This is a genomic window from Streptomyces mutabilis (genome assembly GCF_046628145.1).
Lineage (GTDB): Bacteria > Actinomycetota > Actinomycetes > Streptomycetales > Streptomycetaceae > Streptomyces > Streptomyces mutabilis.
This window is the reverse complement of record NZ_CP176874.1, coordinates 2,087,134-2,103,557: the sequence shown is the minus strand read 5'-3', so window position 1 is coordinate 2,103,557 and position 16,424 is coordinate 2,087,134. Positions and strand designations below refer to the sequence as shown.

The following is a 16,424-nucleotide window of genomic DNA, read 5'->3' as shown; positions in this document are numbered from 1 at the left end:
TCAGGACGGCCGCCACGAACGACCCCCAGCGAGCTTCGAAGGACCCGACGAAGGGGAGCAGCGCGACGTGAGTGTCGTACCCGCCGATGTTCTGCCGGGCGGTGCCCTGGCCGTCGAGGAGCAGGGCGCCGTCGGCGCGGCCGAGCTCGGCCCCAAGGCGCGGCTGTGGCCCTCCCTGGTGGCCGTGTACCGGGCGCAGCTGTCCCGGGCTCGGGTCGCGCGCATCCCGCTGCTGTTCGTGGCCACCTTCCAGTCGATCGGCATCATGATCCTGATGCGCGGCGTCGTGGACGGCGGCGGTGAGGCGCGGGCCGTCGTCGCCGGGTCGGCGGTGCTCGTCGTGGCCTTCGTCGCGCTGAACCTCCTCGCCCAGTACTTCGGGCAGCTGCGCGCGAGCGGCGGCCTCGACCACTACGCGACACTGCCGGTGCCGCCCGCCGCGGTGGTCCTCGGCGCGGCGGGCGCGTACGCGTCCTTCACCGTGCCGGGGACCGTGGTGACCGCGGTGACCGGCTGTCTGCTGTTCGGGCTGCCGATGACCCACCTGTGGGTGCTGGTGGCAGTGATCCCGCTGGCGGGCGCCGCGCTCGCCGGACTGGGCGCGGCCCTCGGGCTGCTCGCGCCCCGGCCCGAGTTCGCCACCCTCCTCGGCCAGCTGGGCATGTCGGCGGCGCTGCTGCTGGGCGTACTGCCGGCCGAGCGGATGCCCGAGGTGGTACGCCTCGCGCGGGACCTGCTGCCCTCGACGTACGGCGTGGAGGCCTTCGCGCGTACGTTCGGGGACCGGCCCGACTGGGCCTTCGTCCTCGGCGACCTCGCGGTGTGCGCCGTGGTCGGGGTGATCTCGCTGGCCGTCGCCACCTGGGCGTACCGCCGGGCCGCCGTCCGGTGAAGCGCCGCACAGGTCGGTTTGGCACGATGGCGGGGTGACCGCACCTCTGACTCCGCCACCGCCACCGAACGAACGCTCGTCGTACCAGGGCGGCCCGGTGCCGCCGCCCGTCGGTGCGCACGCGCTGGGCACTCCGCCCGGCGCCCCGTACGGCACTCACGGCGAGCACGGAGGACAGGACGGCCCCGGAATGCTGACCGAAGTACGGCAGGCCGCCGTGACCGTGGCTGCGGTGACCCTCTCCGGGCTGCTGCTGGGCGTGCTCTGGTGGAAGCTCGCCCCGAGCGTGCCGCTGGTCGGTGAGGTCGTCGGCGACAGGTGGCTGGTCTACCTCAAGGAGTCCGAGGGCGAGCAGTCGGTCGGCGTCGACGGCACCTTCACCCTGCTCGCGCTCGCCTTCGGGGCGCTCAGCGCGGTGGTCGTCTTCCTGCTGCGGCGGCGCGGGGGCGTGCCGCTGGTGGTGGCGCTGGGCGCCGGCGGGCTGCTCGGGTCGCTGCTGGCCTGGCGGGTCGGGATCTGGCTCGGGCCGGCCCAGGACGTCATCGCCCACGCGAAGGAGGTCGGCAAGGGCGTGACCTTCTCCGCACCCCTGAAGCTGGGGGCGAAGGGCGCGTTGCTGGCGTGGCCGATCGCGGCGCTGGTGGTCCACCTCGGACTGACCGGCCTTTTCGGGCCCCGGGACCCGGAGCCCGACCCGTGGCCCGCGCCGTACGGGAAGACGTCCGCCTGAGGACTCCCGGCCGGCGCCGGCGAGCGACGACGACGCCGCGGACGGGCGTGGCAGGCCCCGCGTCCGCGGCATGATCCGCCGGGCAGGCCCTGACGGGACGATCCCGACCGGCAGGGCCCGGCGGCGACCGAGGTCACCCTTCCCGGTGAGCCAGCCGCGTCTGCGCGCCCGCCTCGGCGCGTTCCGTCCGATCGGCCGGGAACCGCGCGCTCGTCGAGGGGTTACGCGCGGCCGATCGGCGCCAGGGTCGCGTTCGTCAGCCGGGTCAGGTCGTCGGGGGAGAGCTCGACCTCCAGGCCCCGGCGGCCCGCCGAGACGCAGATCGTGTCGTGGTCCGACGCCGACGCGTCCAGGACCGTCGGCAGCCGCTTGCGCTGGCCCAGTGGTGAGATGCCGCCCCGCACGTAGCCCGTGGTCCGCTCGGCCAGGGCCGGGTCGGCCATCGCCGCGCGCTTGCCGCCCACCGCGGCCGCCAGCGCCTTCAGGTCCAGCTGGCCCGCCACCGGCACCACCGCGACCGTCAACGCACCGTCGACGTCGGCGACCAGGGTCTTGAACACCCGGTCGGGAGAGACGCCCATCGCCTCGGCGGCCTCCTCGCCGTAGGACGGGTGCGCGGGATCGTGGTCGTACGCGTGGACCGTGTAGGTCACCCCGGCGGCCGTCAGCGCCACCGTCGCGGGGGTGCCACCGGCCTGCTGCTTCTTGGACTTCTTCGCCATCCGGGCCAGTACCTCAGTTGAGACTCGTCGGGCCGCTCGTCAGGTCCGACGACGGCAACGACGGCAGCGTACGGATGATGGCCGTCTCGGAGCGAAGGAGTTTCAGCTCGTCGCGCAGGCGGGAGGCCGTGTCCGGCGCCTGGAGCAGACGCTGTTTCGTGGGGGTGTCCAGCATCATCGCGGCGGCGACCAGGTAGGAGACCACACCCGGTTCGTCCGGCAGCTCCGCGCCGGTCGCCAGCGACCGCTCCCGGGCCCCCGCCAGCCGCTTCTGGTACTGCCGGAAGGACCGCAGCACCCCCTCGGCCAGCGCCCCCGCCTCGTCACCGGGTTCCTCGTCCAGCGGCTCCAGCTCGGCCGTCAGGAACGGGCCCGAGGCGTCCACCGAGCGCAGCCGCACCCGGGTCGTCCCGGTGGCCAGCACCTCGAAGGTGCCGTCGGAGCGCTCGCGGATCGTCGCCGCGTCGGCGACGCAGCCCACCTTGTGGAACGCCTTGAGCGGGTCGGGTCCGAACCCGGCCGCCGGGCCCAGCTCGGGCAGCGCCGTCGGATCGGGCAGGCCGGGTGCGCTCCGGGCCACCTCGTGGCCGTCGCGGATCGCCACGACGGCGAACCGGCGCGGTTCGTCCTCGGGGGTCTTCAGCAACTCGCGCATCATGGCGCGATAGCGCTCCTCGAAGATGTTGAGCGGGAGCACCAGCCCCGGGAACAGAACCGAGTTCAGGGCGAAGAGCGGAAGCCGGACGGTGGTCACGACGCAGAAGCCTAATGGTCGTCCGGGCGGACGCGACCGCCGCGCCCACTTCGTGGATGACCCGAACCCGCCGTGTCCGGCGCGGAGCCCACCGCCGCACGGACGTCCGCGCGCACCTGGAGGAAGCGGCCGAGCGGGTCGTCCGCGCCCTGGTCCCAGGGGAAGGACGTGACGTACGGGCCGGTCAGACGCAGTTGTTCCTCCGCGTCCCGGGGGCGCTCCAGGCGGAGCAGGACGTACGTCAGGAGGTTGCGCAGCCCGGCGGACCACGGGTCGGACGCCGGGTGGGTGGCCGAAAGAGCGATGGCGCGGTCGGCCGCCGCGTGGAGGCGGTCCCGGTGCACGCTGGCCGGGTCGTCGCCGCCGTTCGCGGTGAGACAGGTGAAGGCCGCCCGCAGGGGCAGCGCCCGTACCGGGGAGTCCTCGGGCGCGTCCTGCGCGGCGGTCTCGGCGAAGTCCAGGCACTCCCGGTGGGCGCCGGGGGAGGCGGCGGCCAGGTACTCCAGAGCGGCCACGTGGCAGCCGTAGTGGTGCGGGGCGCGGCGCACCGCCTGCTCCCACAGCCGCTCGAACTCGGCGTGGCCGGCCCGGGCGCCCCGCGCGGCATCCAGAACGGTCCGCCACGGCACGGGGTCCCGTCCGGCGGCCTCCGCGGCGGCCGTGACCGCGGGGGCCACCTGACGCAGCAGCTCCGCGCGGGCCGGCGAGTCCCAGTGGCGGTCCACCGTCAGCCGGCCCTCGATCAGGAGGGCGTCGGGGTCGTCCGGGGCGGTGGCGCGCCAGTGGGCCAGCCACTCGGTGCGGGAGCGCGCGAAGGCGGCGAGCCCGGTCGCGTAGCGGTCCCGGTGCTCCCACTCGGCGTTCTCGCGGGTGGCGGTGAGGAGCGCGGCGGCGGGCGCGTGCTCGCCGCGGGCCGCCGCGACGAGGGCGGGGCCGAGGCGGTCGTCGGGGGCGTCGAGGAGCACGTCGTCGTCATGGGCGGGCCGGGACGCCCGCGAGCGGGCCCGGGCCGCCGTCCGGAGGAACGCGCGCAGCATGGCCAGTACGACGGCCGACGGTTCGCGATGGTTGTGCGGTCTCGGCTTCGCCTTCGGCCGTTCGGAGTACCCACCCGCGCCGTCCCCGGCCCCGTCGGACGGGGGACCCCGCGGCTTCGCCCGGTCAGTTGCGGCGCAGCAGCCGGGTGGCGCCCGCCGCGACGGTCGTCGCCAGTATCCAGCCCAGCAGGATCAGGACCGTCGCCAGCCACTGCCAGCCGTCGTGCAGCTGCCAGAAGCCGACCTGGCCCAGGTCGATGACCGGCAGGAGCAGATCGAGGGCGAAGAGGGCCGGGTTCCAGTCCGGATGCTCGCCGTTCTTCAGCGGCGGCGGGTCGGCGCGGGCGAAGGCGAGCGAGCCCGCCGCCCACAGCACCGCCATCCACACCGCCGCCCGTCCCGGCCGGTAGCCGTAGGCGACCGTCCAGTCCTGGGCGTACCCCACGAGCTTCGCGGCGACGGGCAGGCTCTCGCGGCGCCGGCGGTGCTTGGCGAGCAGCACCTCGCGGGCGTCCTCGTCCTCGCCGCCGGCCCGCAGCACGGCGGCGAGGCGCTCGTACGGCTCCGGGTTGTACTCGGCGGTGGCGGCGCCCACCCACCGCAGCCGCTTCTCCAGCGGGAACGGCCCCCGCGGCACCAGGTTCTCGTAGGCGAAGCCGCCCATGTGCAGCCGGCCGGGACCGGGCCAGCTGTCCGCCCGGTCCATCAGGTTGACCACCCGCGCCCCCGACAGCACCACCCGCCCGCGCGCCGGCCGCTCGCCGAGGAACCGCAGCTCGGGCGTCTGCACCCGGCGCAGCGACAGCTCCTGCTCGTCGGTGAAGGTGAACCGGGCGTGCTCGAAGTCGACGGCGTCGCCGAACCGCCCGTCGTCCAGCCGCACCCCGCCCTCGCACTCGAAGCGCTGGATCCGCGTGCCCTGGGCCGGGGTGGTGCCGCGCAGCAGGGGGCTGCCCAGGCCGGCCGGGGTCATGTACAGCGTGCGCTCCACGGTCAGCTGCGGGGCGTTCAGCGCGTGCCGCGTGTACGGGTTGAGGAGCCGGGCGCCGCGCAGGCTCAGCGAGACACCGACCTGTGCGCTGCGCAGGCTCACCTCGCCGTGCGACTCCAGCATCTCGGCCTGGAGGTCCTGCCCGACGGTCATGCCGTCCGCCGCTATGGAGCGGCCGCTGCGGTCCCGGTGCACGACCGCCTGGTTCAGCAGCAGGTCGGTGCCTATCTGCGCGTCGGTCAGCCGGATGCCGCTGCGGAACCGGCAGCGCGGCAGGTGCAGGTCGCCCTCGGTCTGCAACCGCGCCGCCTCCAGGCGCGGCACCGAGCAGTCCACCAGCCGCACCGTGGTGAACCGGGTCTCCGGCAGCAGGACCTCCCGGTCGAAACGGCAGGCCCGCAGCTCGACGTAGGGATCGACCGTGCCGCCCGCGAGGTCCATCGTGTCGCTGATCCGCACGCCCACGAGTTGCAGCGAGGAGACCCGGCCCGCGAGCGCGGGCGGACCGTCGAGGAGCAGCCAGCACACGATGCGGGCCCGCACGGTCCGCTCCGGCCCCCAGGCACGCCCGCCGTGCGGGTCGTCGACGAGCGCGTCGCCGCTGGACAGGTCGTAGACGCTGCCGTTGCGGAAGGCCTGCCACATGCCCGCCTCGGCGGCCGTCAGGTCGTCCGGCAGCTCTCCGTCACGGTGGCCTGCCCCCTCGGTCACGGCGCTTCACTCCCTCCCCAACTACTCGTCGGTCGCTCACCCTTCGTACAACCGTTCATGCCCACTGAGTGACCGGCTGAACACTCAAAGTGAGGATGATCTGCCGATTCCGGCCACGGTGCGCGAGTGGCCGTCGGGTTCTGTATCAGCCATTGATACGTGCGAACGGTGTCCGACGCGGGTCTGAGAGAATTGGTTCCGTGATCTCCCGAATCGATCTGCGCGGCGACGCCCTCCCCGAGGGCCCCGCCCTGCGCGACCTGCTGCCCCGAGCCGACTTCGACGTCGCGGCCGCCCTGGACAAGGTGCGCCCGATCTGCGAGGCCGTGCATCATCGTGGCGACGCGGCGCTGATCGACTTCGCCGAGCAGTTCGACGGGGTCGCGCTGGACCGGGTCCGGGTTCCGGCCGCCGCGCTCACGCGCGCGCTGGAGGAGCTGGACCCGGCCGTGCGCGCGGCCCTGGAGGAGTCCGTCCGCCGCGCCCGCCTCGTCCACCGCGAGCAGCGCCGCTCCACGCACACCACCCAGGTCGTCCCCGGCGGCTCGGTCACCGAGAAGTGGGTCCCGGTCGAGCGGGTCGGGCTGTACGCCCCGGCGGGCGTTCGGTCTACCCGTCGTCCGTGATCATGAACGTCGTGCCCGCGCAGGAGGCCGGCGTCGAGTCGATCGCGCTCGCCTCCCCGGCGCAGGCCGAGTTCGGCGGGCTTCCGCACCCCACGATCCTCGCCGCCTGCGCCCTTCTCGGCGTCGACGAGGTCTACGCGGCCGGCGGCGCCACCGCCGTCGCGATGTTCGCGTACGGCACCGAGTCCTGCCCGCCCGCCAACATGGTCACCGGCCCCGGCAACATCTGGGTCGCCGCCGCCAAGCGCTACTTCACCGGGAAGATCGGCATCGACGCCGAGGCCGGCCCGACCGAGATCGCGATCCTGGCCGACGCCACCGCCGACCCGGTGCACGTCGCCTCCGACCTGATCAGCCAGGCCGAGCACGACCCGCTGGCCGCCGCCGTCCTGGTCACCGACTCCGTCGAACTCGCCGACGCGGTCGAGAAGGAGCTCCAGCCGCAGGTCGAGGCCACCAAGCACGTCGACGACCGGATCGTGCCCGCGCTGAAGGGCCGGCAGTCCGCGATCGTCCTGGTCGACGGCCTGGACGAGGGCCTGCGCGTGGTCGACGCTTACGGCGCCGAGCACCTGGAGATCCAGACCGCCGACGCCGCCGCCCTCGCCGACCGCGTCAAGAACGCCGGCGCGATCTTCGTCGGCCCCTGGGCGCCCGTCTCGCTCGGCGACTACGCGGCCGGGTCCAACCACGTCCTGCCCACCGGCGGCTGCGCCTGCCACTCCTCGGGCCTGTCCGTGCAGTCCTTCCTGCGTGGCATCCACATCGTCGACTACACGCGTGACGCCCTCGCCGAGGTCGCGCACCACGTGGTGACGCTGGCGGAGGCGGAGGACCTGCCCGCGCACGGCGCGGCGATCAAGGCACGGTTCGACTGGAAGGTCCCGGACGGCAAGTGACAGGCATCGACGATCTCCCCGTACGGGACGAGCTGCGCGGCAAGTCCCCCTACGGCGCGCCCCAGCTGGACGTGCCGGTACGGCTGAACACCAACGAGAACCCCTACCCGCTCCCCGAGGCCCTGGTCGAGCGGATCACCGAGCGGGTCCGCGAGGCCGCCCGCGACCTCAACCGCTACCCGGACCGGGACGCGGTCGAACTGCGCACCAGGCTCGCCGAGTACCTGACCGACACCTCGGGCCACGCGCTGGGCGTCGAGAACGTCTGGGCGGCCAACGGCTCCAACGAGGTCATCCAGCAACTGCTGCAGACCTTCGGCGGGCCGGGCCGCACCGCGATCGGCTTCGAGCCGTCGTACTCGATGCACGGCCTCATCGCGCGCGGCACCGGCACGGGCTGGATCTCCGGCCCGCGCCACGAGGACTTCACCATCGACGTGCCCGCCGCCGAGAAGGCGATCGCCGAGCACCGCCCGGACGTCGTCTTCATCACCACCCCCAACAACCCCACCGGCAACGCCGTCCCGGCCGAGACGGTCCTCGCCCTGTACGAGGCGGCCCAGGCCGCCAAGCCCTCCATGGTCGTGGTCGACGAGGCCTACATCGAGTTCAGCCACGGCGCCTCCCTGCTGCCGCTGCTGGACGGCCGCCCGAACCTCGTCGTCTCCCGCACCATGTCGAAGGCGTTCGGCGCGGCGGGCCTGCGCCTCGGCTACCTCGCCGCGCACCCGGCCGTCGTCGACGCCGTCCAGCTCGTACGGCTGCCGTACCACCTGTCCGCCGTCACCCAGGCGACCGCGCTGGCCGCCCTGGAGCACACGGACACGCTGCTCAAGTACGTCGAGCAGCTGAAGGCCGAGCGGGACCGGCTGGTGGCCGAACTGCGCGCCATCGGCTACGAGGTGACGGAGTCCGACGCCAACTTCGTCCAGTTCGGACGGTTCGCGGACTCCCACGCCACCTGGCGGGAGATCCTCGACCGGGGCGTCCTGGTCCGGGACAACGGCGTACCGGGATGGCTGCGGGTCACCGCCGGCACCCCGGAGGAGAACGACGCGTTCCTCGACGCGGTCCGTGAAGTCAAGAAGGAGCAGAACACATGAGCCGCGTGGGACGCGTGGAGCGCACGACCAAGGAGACCTCGGTCCTCGTCGAGATCGACCTCGACGGCACCGGCAAGACCGACATCGCCACCGGCGTCGGCTTCTACGACCACATGCTCGACCAGCTCGGCCGGCACGGTCTGTTCGACCTGACCGTGAAGACCGACGGCGACCTGCACATCGACTCCCACCACACCATCGAGGACACCGCCCTCGCGCTCGGCGCCGCCTTCAAGCAGGCCCTCGGCGACAAGGTGGGCATCTACCGCTTCGGCAACTGCACGGTCCCGCTGGACGAGTCCCTCGCCCAGGTCACCGTCGACCTCTCCGGCCGCCCCTACCTCGTGCACACCGAGCCCGAGAAGATGGCGCCGATGATCGGCGAGTACGACACCACGATGACCCGGCACATCCTGGAGTCCTTCGTCGCCCAGGCGCAGATCGCCCTGCACGTGCACGTGCCGTACGGGCGCAACGCGCACCACATCGTGGAGTGCCAGTTCAAGGCGCTGGCCCGGGCCCTGCGCTACGCCTCCGAGCGCGACCCGCGCGCGGCCGGCATCCTGCCTTCCACGAAGGGCGCGCTGTAACCCATGAACGGTACGTCCACCGCGCTGATCGTCGTCGGCCTGTTCTTCATCGGCGGCATCATCTCCTTCGCCAAGCAGCAGATGCCCAAGGGCCTGATCGTGCTGCTCTCCATCGGCGCCGGCATGTGCCTCCTCGCCGGCGTCCTGAGGCTGGAGGTGTGGAGTTGACCGCCACCACCAAGAAGGTCGTCGTCTTCGACTACGGCTTCGGCAACGTCCGTTCCGCCGAGCGCGCCCTCGCGCGCGCGGGAGCCGACGTCGAGATCACCCGTGACTACGACAAGGCCATGAACGCCGACGGGCTGCTGGTCCCCGGCGTCGGCGCCTTCGCCGCCTGCATGGACGGCCTGAGGGCCGCCCGCGGCGACTGGGTCGTCGAACGCCGACTGGCCGGCGGGCGCCCGGTGATGGGTATCTGCGTCGGCATGCAGATCCTCTTCGCGCGCGGCATCGAGCACGGCGTGGAGGCCGACGGCCTGGACGAGTGGCCCGGCACGGTCGGCCCGCTCCAGGCCGACGTGGTGCCCCACATGGGCTGGAACACCGTCGAGGCACCGGCGGACTCCCAGCTCTTCGCGGGCCTGGACGCGGACGCACGATTCTACTTCGTGCACTCCTACGCCGTCCACGACTGGTCCCTGGAGACGCACAACCCGCTGATCGCCGCCCCCAAGGTCACCTGGTCGACGCACGGCAAGCCCTTCGTGGCCGCCGTGGAGAACGGTGCCCTGTGGGCCACGCAGTTCCACCCGGAGAAGTCCGGCGACGCCGGCGCCCAGCTCCTCACCAACTGGATCGAGACCCTGTAGAGATGAGACCGGTAGAGATGAGCAAGCTCGAACTCCTCCCCGCCGTCGACGTCCGCGACGGCCAGGCCGTCCGCCTCGTGCACGGCGAGTCCGGCACCGAGACCTCCTACGGCTCCCCGCTGGAGGCCGCCCTCGCCTGGCAGCGCTCCGGCGCCGAGTGGCTGCACCTGGTCGACCTGGACGCCGCCTTCGGCACCGGGGACAACCGCGAGCTGATCGCCGAGGTCGCCAAGGCGATGGACATCAAGGTGGAGCTGTCCGGCGGCATCCGCGACGACGACACCCTCGCCGCCGCCCTCGCCACCGGCTGCACCCGCGTCAACCTCGGCACGGCGGCCCTGGAGACCCCCGAGTGGGTCGCCAAGGTCATCGCCGAGCACGGCGACAAGATCGCGGTCGGTCTCGACGTACGGGGCACCACGCTCCGGGGCCGCGGCTGGACCCGTGACGGCGGCGACCTCTACGAGACGCTGGAGCGGCTCAACAAGGAGGGCTGCGCCCGCTACGTAGTCACCGACATCGCCAAGGACGGCACCCTCCAGGGCCCCAACCTGGAGCTCCTGAAGAACGTCTGCGCGGCGACGGACCGCCCGGTCGTGGCGTCCGGCGGCGTGTCGTCCCTGGACGACCTGCGCGCCATCGCCGGTCTGGTCCCGGCCGGTGTCGAGGGGGCCATCGTCGGGAAGGCCCTGTACGCGAAGGCGTTCACCCTGGAAGAAGCCTTGGAGGCTGTGTCGCCATGACATCCGAAGCCGTACGGCGCGTGCAGAGCGGAAGTCCCTGGGAAGAGTCCTTCGGTTTCGCACGGGCCGTCGCGGCGGGTGATCGTGTCGTCGTGGCGGGCACGACCGCCTTCAAGGACGACATGCTGTACGGCGAGGGCGACCCCTATGAACAGGCCAAGGTGGCCTTCGGCACCGCCGTCGACGCGATCGGCGAGTTCGGGCTCGGCATCGAGTCCGTGATCCGGACGCGGGTGTACCTGGCCCACGCGCGGGACGTCGACGAGGTGGGCCGCGCCCACAAGGAGCTGTTCGACGCCGTACGCCCGGTCACGACCCTGCTGGTCGTGGACGGCTTCATGGACTCGCGCGTGCTGGTGTCGGTGGAGCTGGAAGCATTCAGAGAGCAGTAGTCAGAGAGCAGCAAGAGGCCTTGCGAGCTAGAGGAGCCGTGGATTCATGACCCTGGCGGTCCGAGTCATCCCCTGCCTGGACGTGGACAACGGCCGGGTCGTCAAGGGCGTCAACTTCCAGAACCTGCGCGACGCGGGCGACCCCGTCGAGATGGCCAAGGTGTACGACGCCGAGGGCGCCGACGAGCTGACGTTCCTGGACATCACCGCCTCGTCGGGCGACCGCGAGACGACGTACGACGTGGTGCGCCGCACCGCCGAGCAGGTGTTCATCCCACTGACCGTCGGCGGTGGCGTGCGCACCGCCGACGACGTCGACAAGCTGCTGCGGGCCGGTGCGGACAAGGTGGGCGTCAACACGGCCGCCATCGCCCGCCCCGACCTGATCCGCGAGATCGCCGAGCGCTTCGGCCGCCAGGTCCTGGTCCTGTCGGTCGACGCCCGCCGCACCGAGGCCGGCACCTTCGAGGTCACCACCCACGGCGGCCGGCGCGGCACCGGCATCGACGCCGTGGAGTGGGCGCACCGCGCCGCCGAACTGGGCGCGGGGGAGATCCTGCTCAACTCGATGGACGCGGACGGCACGAAGGACGGCTACGACCTGGAGATGCTGGCGGCCGTCCGCAAGCACGTGTCGGTCCCGGTCATCGCCTCGGGCGGCGCGGGCAGCCTCGCCCACTTCGCCCCGGCGGTCGAGGCGGGCGCGGACGCGGTGCTGGCGGCGTCCGTCTTCCACTTCGGCGACCTGCGGATCGGCCAGGTGAAGGAGGCGCTGCGGGGGGCGGGGCATCCCGTTCGGTAGTTCGAGACATCCTCCTGGTAGTGAAGGCGGTAGTGGTCGCGGTTGTGGTCCCGCTAAGGTGCTCATATGCCTGGGATCACGATTGAGTTCACCGAGGAAGAGCTGGCCGAGCTGCGCGCGGAAGCCAAGGAGCAGGGCGTCGCGATCAAACGGCTCGCGCACGACATACTGACCGAGGACGTGGTGCGCCGGCGGCAGAAGCAGCGGTTCGTGGAGGGGGCGTCGAAGTACGCCCGCGAAATCATGGCCGACTTCGAGGAGCGCTTCCCGGCGGGACTGCGGTGACGCTCTACGTCGATGCCGGCTGGGTCCTCTGCGTTCAGGTCGAGGTCTCGCCGCCGAACACACCCGTCCGGGACTGGGGCGCTCTGCACTGCATGGCCGAGAGGCACAGATACGAGCGGGTCGCGGGGGAGCCCTACTACGAGGAGATCCCGACCCGAGCGGCCACGTTTCTGCACACTGCACTGAGGCTCCGGCCGTTCACGGACTACAACGCGTCGATCGGCATCGGCTGCGTCCGTGCGTACATGGAGGCGTCGGGAACACCGGTCGATCCAGGGCCCGGTGACTGGGCCAAACTGGTCTCCGACATCCGCAGCGACGAGGCCGACCTCAACGAGACCGCCCGTCTGCTCCGCGACTGGGCTGCATGACCCGGTGACCGACCTCACCGACATAGCCACCGGCCGGGCCCGCGCCGGCGTCGACCGCCCCGCCCACCGCGACCCCAACGTCCTGCGCTGGGTCGCCGCCTACACCGCGTCCATGCTCGGGGACACCGTCTTCTACCTCGCGCTGTCCTGGGCCGCGGTGCAGCACGGCAGCCCCGCCGAGGCCGGGATCGTCACCGCCGTCAGCGCGGTGCCGCGGGCGCTGCTCATGCTCGGCGGCGGAGTGGTCGCCGACCGGCTGGGGCCGCGCCGGGTCGTCATCGGCAGTGACGCCGTACGGTGCGTCACCGTCCTGGCGGTGGCCGCCGTGCTCTTCGCCACCGACCCCGGACTGTGGCTCCTCGCGCTGCTCGCCGTCGTCTTCGGCACCGTCGACGCCGTGTTCATGCCCGCCGTCGGGGCGCTCCCGGCGCGGATCACCGGCAAGGACCAGCTCGCCCGCGTCCAGGGCATGCGCGGCCTCGCCATCCGATTCGCCGCCGTCGTGGGCGCACCGCTGGGCGGGCTCGGCGTCGCGGCCGGCGGCGCGGCGGCCGCCTTCGCCTGCGCGGGGCTGCTGATCGCCGTGTCCGTGCCGCTGCTGGTCTCCGTACGGATGCGTGAACTGCCCGCCGACGACGCGACCGCCGCGCGGGACACCACCGCCTGGCGGGACCTGGTGGGCGGGCTCCGCTACGTCCGCCGCCACCGCGTCCTCGGCCCGCTGATGGTGGCCATCGCCCTCGGCGACCTCGGCTTCGTCGGCCCCCTCAACGTCGGCCTCACCCTGCTCGCCGACGAGCGGGGCTGGGGCGCGTCCGGTATGGGCTGGGTGCTCGCGGGATTCGGCACGGGCGCCGGAGTCGCCGCCCTGCTGCTGACCGTCCGGGGACGCGTACCGCGCGCCGGGTGCGTCGCCGCCGGTGCCATCATTCCCGGCGCGGCGGCGATCGCGGCCCTCGCGCACGCCCCGGGCCTCCCCGCGGCCGTCGGCACCGCCGTGGCCGTCGGGCTGCTCACGGGGCTCAGCGGAGCCATGTGCGGGGCGCTGCTGCAGACCCAGTCCGACCCCGCCTACCTGGGACGCGTCACCGCCGTCGCCGGGATCGTCAGCCTGGGCGTCGCACCGCTGAGCATGCCGCTGTCCGCCGCCGCCATCGGCGCCTGGGGCACCGGCCCCGTCTTCGCCGTCAGCGCGGCGGTATGCGCCCTCGGCGGAGTGGTCGCCCTGTGCGCACCGGGCGTACGGCGGGCCGAACTGCCGAAGTAGCGGCCCCGGCGCTCAGATCCCCAGCTGCTTCGTCTCGTGCAGCTTGGCGATCGCGTCCTTCTCGCCCTCCAGTTCCACCTTCGCCGCGCTCTGCCGCCCGTACGCGAACAGCAGCAGCTCGGACGGCTCGCCCGTCGCCGTGACCACCGGCGTGCCCCGGTGGGCGACGGTCGTCTGGCCGTTCGGGCGGCGCAGCACCAGCCCCGTCGGGATGCCCCGGCCCATCAGCCGCGCGGCGCGCTCCAGCCGGGACCACAGGGCGTCCTGGAAGACCGGGTCCAGCTCGCGCGGCGACCAGTCCGGCTGGGCACGGCGGACGTCCTCGGTGTGGACGTAGAACTCCACCGTGTTCGCGGCCTCGTCGACCTGCTTGAGCTGGAAGGGGGAGAAGCGGGGCGGACCCGTGCGGATCAGCTGGATCAGCTCCTCGTACGGCTTGGCGCCGTACTCCTCCATCACCCGGTCAAGCCGGGAGGCCAGCTGCTTGATCAGGGTGCCCCCGGCGGCGTCCGGCCGGCGCTCGCGCACCACCACGTGCGCGGCAAGGTCACGGGTGCGCCAGCCCTCGCAGAGCGTCGGGGCGTCCGGACCCGCCGTCTCCAACAGGTCCGCGAGCAGAAGTCGTTCACGCTTGGCGAAAGTCGACATGGAGTCAGCCTACGACCGTCCGCCGGGTCCGCCCAATGGACGGCGCGGGGGCGTGTCAGTCCCGCGCGGCACAATGGGCGTCATGACCAGCAGCTCCCCCCGGCGGCCCAGCCCGCTCGCCCCGGAGATCGCCGACCGCCTCAAGCGCAGCGCCGACGGCCTCCTGCCCGCCATCGCCCAGCAGTACGACACCGGGGAGGTGCTGATGCTCGGCTGGATGGACGACGAGGCACTGCACCGCACGCTGACCACCGGGCGCTGCACCTACTGGTCGCGCAGCCGCCGGGAGTACTGGGTCAAGGGCGACACCTCGGGGCACTTCCAGTGGGTGAAGTCCGTCGCCCTGGACTGCGACGCCGACACCGTCCTCGTCAAGGTCGACCAGGTCGGCGCCGCCTGCCACACCGGCGCCCGCACCTGCTTCGACGCGGACGTGCTGCTCGACGCCGGCACGGACGGCACGGACTCCGGCGCGCCCGGCACGGATCAGTAGGGTCTGCCCACATGGACGACATGGACGTCATGGACCTCGACACCTTCCGCAAGCTGGCCGCCGACCGCCGGGTGATCCCGGTCAGCCGCAAGCTCCTCGCCGACGGCGACACCCCGGTCGCGCTGTACCGCAAGCTCGCCGCCGAGCGCCCCGGCACCTTCCTCCTGGAGTCCGCGGAGAACGGCCGCTCCTGGTCCCGGTACTCCTTCGTCGGCGTCCGCAGCGCCGCCACCCTCACCGAGAAGGACGGGCAGGCACACTGGCAGGGCACCCCGCCCGTCGGCGTCCCCACCGACGGCGACCCGCTCGCCGCCCTGCGCGCCACCGTCGAGGCCCTGCACACCCCGCGCGACCTCGCCCACGACCTGGGGCTGCCGCCCTTCACCGGCGGCATGGTCGGCTACCTCGGCTACGACATCGTGCGCCGCCTGGAGAAGGTCGGCCCGGGGGAGCGCGACGACCTGAAGCTCCCCGAGCTGACCATGCTGCTCACCAGCGACCTCGCCGTCATGGACCACTGGGAGGGCTCGGTCCTGCTGATCGCCAACGCGATCAACCACAACGACCTGGAGACGGGTGTCGACGAGGCGTACGCCGACGCGATCGCCCGCCTGGACGCCATGGAGGCCGACCTCACGCGCGCCGTCGCCCAGCCGCCGGCCGCGCTGCCGCCCTCCGAGCTGCCCGAGTACACGGCGCTGTGGGGCGGCACCGACTTCCAGGAGGCCGTCGAGGACATCAAGGAGCGCATCCGCGCGGGCGAGGCCTTCCAGGTCGTCCCCTCACAGCGCTTCGAGACGCCGTGCACGGCGAGCGCGCTGGACGTGTACCGGGTGCTGCGGGCCACCAACCCGTCGCCGTACATGTACCTGCTGCGCCTCGACGGCTTCGACGTCGTCGGTTCCTCCCCCGAGGCACTGGTCAAGGTCGAGGACGGGCGGGCCATGGTCCACCCCATCGCCGGCACCCGCCCCCGGGGCGCCACCCCGCAGGAGGACCAGGCCCTCGCCGAGGAACTGCTAGCCGACCCCAAGGAGCGCGCCGAGCACCTGATGCTCGTCGACCTCGGCCGCAACGACCTCGGGCGGGTCTGCGAGCCCGGCTCGGTCGAGGTCGTCGACTTCATGTCCGTCGAGCGGTACTCGCACGTCATGCACATCGTCTCGACGGTCACCGGCCGCGTCGCCCCGGGCCGCACCGCCTTCGACGTCCTCACCGCCTGCTTCCCGGCCGGCACCCTCTCCGGCGCCCCCAAGCCGCGCGCCCTGCAGATCATCGACGAACTCGAACCGTCCCGGCGCGGCCTGTACGGCGGCTGCGTCGGCTACCTCGACTTCGCGGGCGACTCCGACACCGCCATCGCCATCCGCACCGCCCTGCTGCGCGACGGCACCGCCTACGTCCAGGCCGGCGCCGGCGTCGTCGCGGACTCCGACCCGGTCGCCGAGGACACCGAGTGCCGCAACAAGGCGGCGGCGGTGCTCCGCGCGGTGCACACGGCCAACCGGCTGGGGCGATAGGGCCATTCTCACGCCGCGGATTACGAACCCCGGGTGACG

At 72.9% G+C, this 16,424-nt stretch carries 19 protein-coding genes and 1 pseudogene; 15 read left to right on the top strand and 5 right to left on the bottom strand.

Features of this window, described 5'->3' with window-relative positions; translation table 11 throughout:
- Positions 1–67: 67 nt before the first annotated feature.
- Positions 68–892 (top strand): ABC transporter permease, encoded by an 825-nt coding sequence (locus ACLIN4_RS09325; protein WP_107478871.1) that lies wholly within the window; start codon positions 68–70, stop codon positions 890–892.
- A gap of 34 nt (positions 893–926) precedes the next feature.
- A complete protein-coding gene (locus ACLIN4_RS09320; RefSeq protein ID WP_269957072.1) occupies positions 927–1,622 on the top strand; it encodes an AAA family ATPase in 696 nt (231 codons plus the stop codon).
- 221 nt (positions 1,623–1,843) lie between these two features.
- On the opposite strand, the gene ybaK is transcribed toward ACLIN4_RS09320, so the two are convergent.
- The 4 genes from ybaK to ACLIN4_RS09300 form a co-directional block, all read right to left on the bottom strand.
- Positions 1,844–2,344, bottom strand: a complete 501-nt coding sequence (ybaK, locus tag ACLIN4_RS09315) for a Cys-tRNA(Pro) deacylase (protein WP_100044134.1) — start codon at positions 2,342–2,344, stop codon at positions 1,844–1,846.
- A gap of 13 nt (positions 2,345–2,357) precedes the next feature.
- Complete coding sequence (locus tag ACLIN4_RS09310) at positions 2,358–3,098, bottom strand: LON peptidase substrate-binding domain-containing protein (protein WP_100044133.1); 741 nt, start codon at positions 3,096–3,098, stop codon at positions 2,358–2,360.
- An 11-nt stretch (positions 3,099–3,109) separates the two neighbouring features.
- On the bottom strand, positions 3,110–4,135 hold the full coding sequence (locus ACLIN4_RS09305; protein WP_411575655.1) for a hypothetical protein: 1,026 nt from the start codon (positions 4,133–4,135) through the stop codon (positions 3,110–3,112).
- A gap of 124 nt (positions 4,136–4,259) precedes the next feature.
- Positions 4,260–5,837 (bottom strand): oxidoreductase, encoded by a 1,578-nt coding sequence (locus ACLIN4_RS09300; protein ID WP_107478875.1) that lies wholly within the window; start codon positions 5,835–5,837, stop codon positions 4,260–4,262.
- Between the two features lie 200 nt (positions 5,838–6,037).
- On the opposite strand from ACLIN4_RS09300, the pseudogene hisD reads away from it, so the two are divergent.
- The 11 genes and pseudogenes from hisD to ACLIN4_RS09245 all read left to right on the top strand — a co-directional run bounded on the left by hisD (position 6,038) and on the right by ACLIN4_RS09245 (position 13,724).
- Positions 6,038–7,362: pseudogene (gene hisD / locus ACLIN4_RS09295) on the top strand (histidinol dehydrogenase).
- Positions 7,359–8,465, top strand: coding sequence for a histidinol-phosphate transaminase (locus ACLIN4_RS09290; protein WP_100044129.1), 1,107 nt, complete (start codon positions 7,359–7,361; stop codon positions 8,463–8,465). The pseudogene hisD and the gene ACLIN4_RS09290 overlap by 4 nt, the downstream one beginning before the upstream one ends.
- Complete coding sequence (gene hisB / locus ACLIN4_RS09285) at positions 8,462–9,055, top strand: imidazoleglycerol-phosphate dehydratase HisB (protein WP_019328035.1); 594 nt, start codon at positions 8,462–8,464, stop codon at positions 9,053–9,055. The genes ACLIN4_RS09290 and hisB overlap by 4 nt, the downstream gene beginning before the upstream one ends.
- Before the next feature lie 3 nt (positions 9,056–9,058).
- Positions 9,059–9,223, top strand: coding sequence for a hypothetical protein (locus ACLIN4_RS09280; protein WP_179342585.1), 165 nt, complete (start codon positions 9,059–9,061; stop codon positions 9,221–9,223).
- Positions 9,220–9,864, top strand: a complete 645-nt coding sequence (gene hisH / locus ACLIN4_RS09275; protein WP_179342586.1) for an imidazole glycerol phosphate synthase subunit HisH — start codon at positions 9,220–9,222, stop codon at positions 9,862–9,864. The genes ACLIN4_RS09280 and hisH overlap by 4 nt, the downstream gene beginning before the upstream one ends.
- A 17-nt stretch (positions 9,865–9,881) precedes the next feature.
- The gene (gene priA / locus ACLIN4_RS09270; protein WP_107478877.1) at positions 9,882–10,607 is read left to right on the top strand and encodes a bifunctional 1-(5-phosphoribosyl)-5-((5-phosphoribosylamino)methylideneamino)imidazole-4-carboxamide isomerase/phosphoribosylanthranilate isomerase PriA; all 726 of its coding nucleotides are present in this window, start codon (positions 9,882–9,884) and stop codon (positions 10,605–10,607) included.
- A complete protein-coding gene (locus ACLIN4_RS09265; RefSeq protein WP_107478878.1) occupies positions 10,604–10,999 on the top strand; it encodes a RidA family protein in 396 nt (131 codons plus the stop codon). Before priA ends, ACLIN4_RS09265 begins: the two co-directional genes overlap by 4 nt.
- 46 nt (positions 11,000–11,045) lie before the next feature.
- Entirely contained in the window at positions 11,046–11,801 is a 756-nt protein-coding gene (hisF, locus tag ACLIN4_RS09260; protein WP_100044125.1) for an imidazole glycerol phosphate synthase subunit HisF, read from the top strand.
- Positions 11,802–11,867: 66 nt separating this feature from the next.
- Positions 11,868–12,086: a hypothetical protein gene (locus ACLIN4_RS09255; RefSeq protein WP_030186025.1), complete on the top strand. Its 219-nt coding sequence runs from the start codon at positions 11,868–11,870 to the stop codon at positions 12,084–12,086.
- Complete coding sequence (locus ACLIN4_RS09250; RefSeq protein ID WP_107478879.1) at positions 12,083–12,457, top strand: hypothetical protein; 375 nt, start codon at positions 12,083–12,085, stop codon at positions 12,455–12,457. The genes ACLIN4_RS09255 and ACLIN4_RS09250 overlap by 4 nt, the downstream gene beginning before the upstream one ends.
- Before the next feature lie 4 nt (positions 12,458–12,461).
- A complete protein-coding gene (locus tag ACLIN4_RS09245) occupies positions 12,462–13,724 on the top strand; it encodes an MFS transporter (protein WP_290013141.1) in 1,263 nt (420 codons plus the stop codon).
- Positions 13,725–13,736: 12 nt separating this feature from the next.
- Here ACLIN4_RS09245 and ACLIN4_RS09240 read toward each other — a convergent pair whose 3' ends face one another.
- On the bottom strand, positions 13,737–14,372 hold the full coding sequence (locus tag ACLIN4_RS09240) for a TIGR03085 family metal-binding protein (RefSeq protein ID WP_100044123.1): 636 nt from the start codon (positions 14,370–14,372) through the stop codon (positions 13,737–13,739).
- 82 nt (positions 14,373–14,454) lie between these two features.
- Here ACLIN4_RS09240 and hisI point away from each other — a divergent pair, with 82 nt between their 5' ends.
- Both hisI and ACLIN4_RS09230 read left to right on the top strand, forming a co-directional pair.
- The gene (gene hisI / locus ACLIN4_RS09235; protein ID WP_289903955.1) at positions 14,455–14,865 is read left to right on the top strand and encodes a phosphoribosyl-AMP cyclohydrolase; all 411 of its coding nucleotides are present in this window, start codon (positions 14,455–14,457) and stop codon (positions 14,863–14,865) included.
- A 29-nt stretch (positions 14,866–14,894) separates the two neighbouring features.
- Complete coding sequence (locus ACLIN4_RS09230; protein WP_100044232.1) at positions 14,895–16,385, top strand: anthranilate synthase component I; 1,491 nt, start codon at positions 14,895–14,897, stop codon at positions 16,383–16,385.
- Positions 16,386–16,424 lie beyond the last annotated feature (39 nt).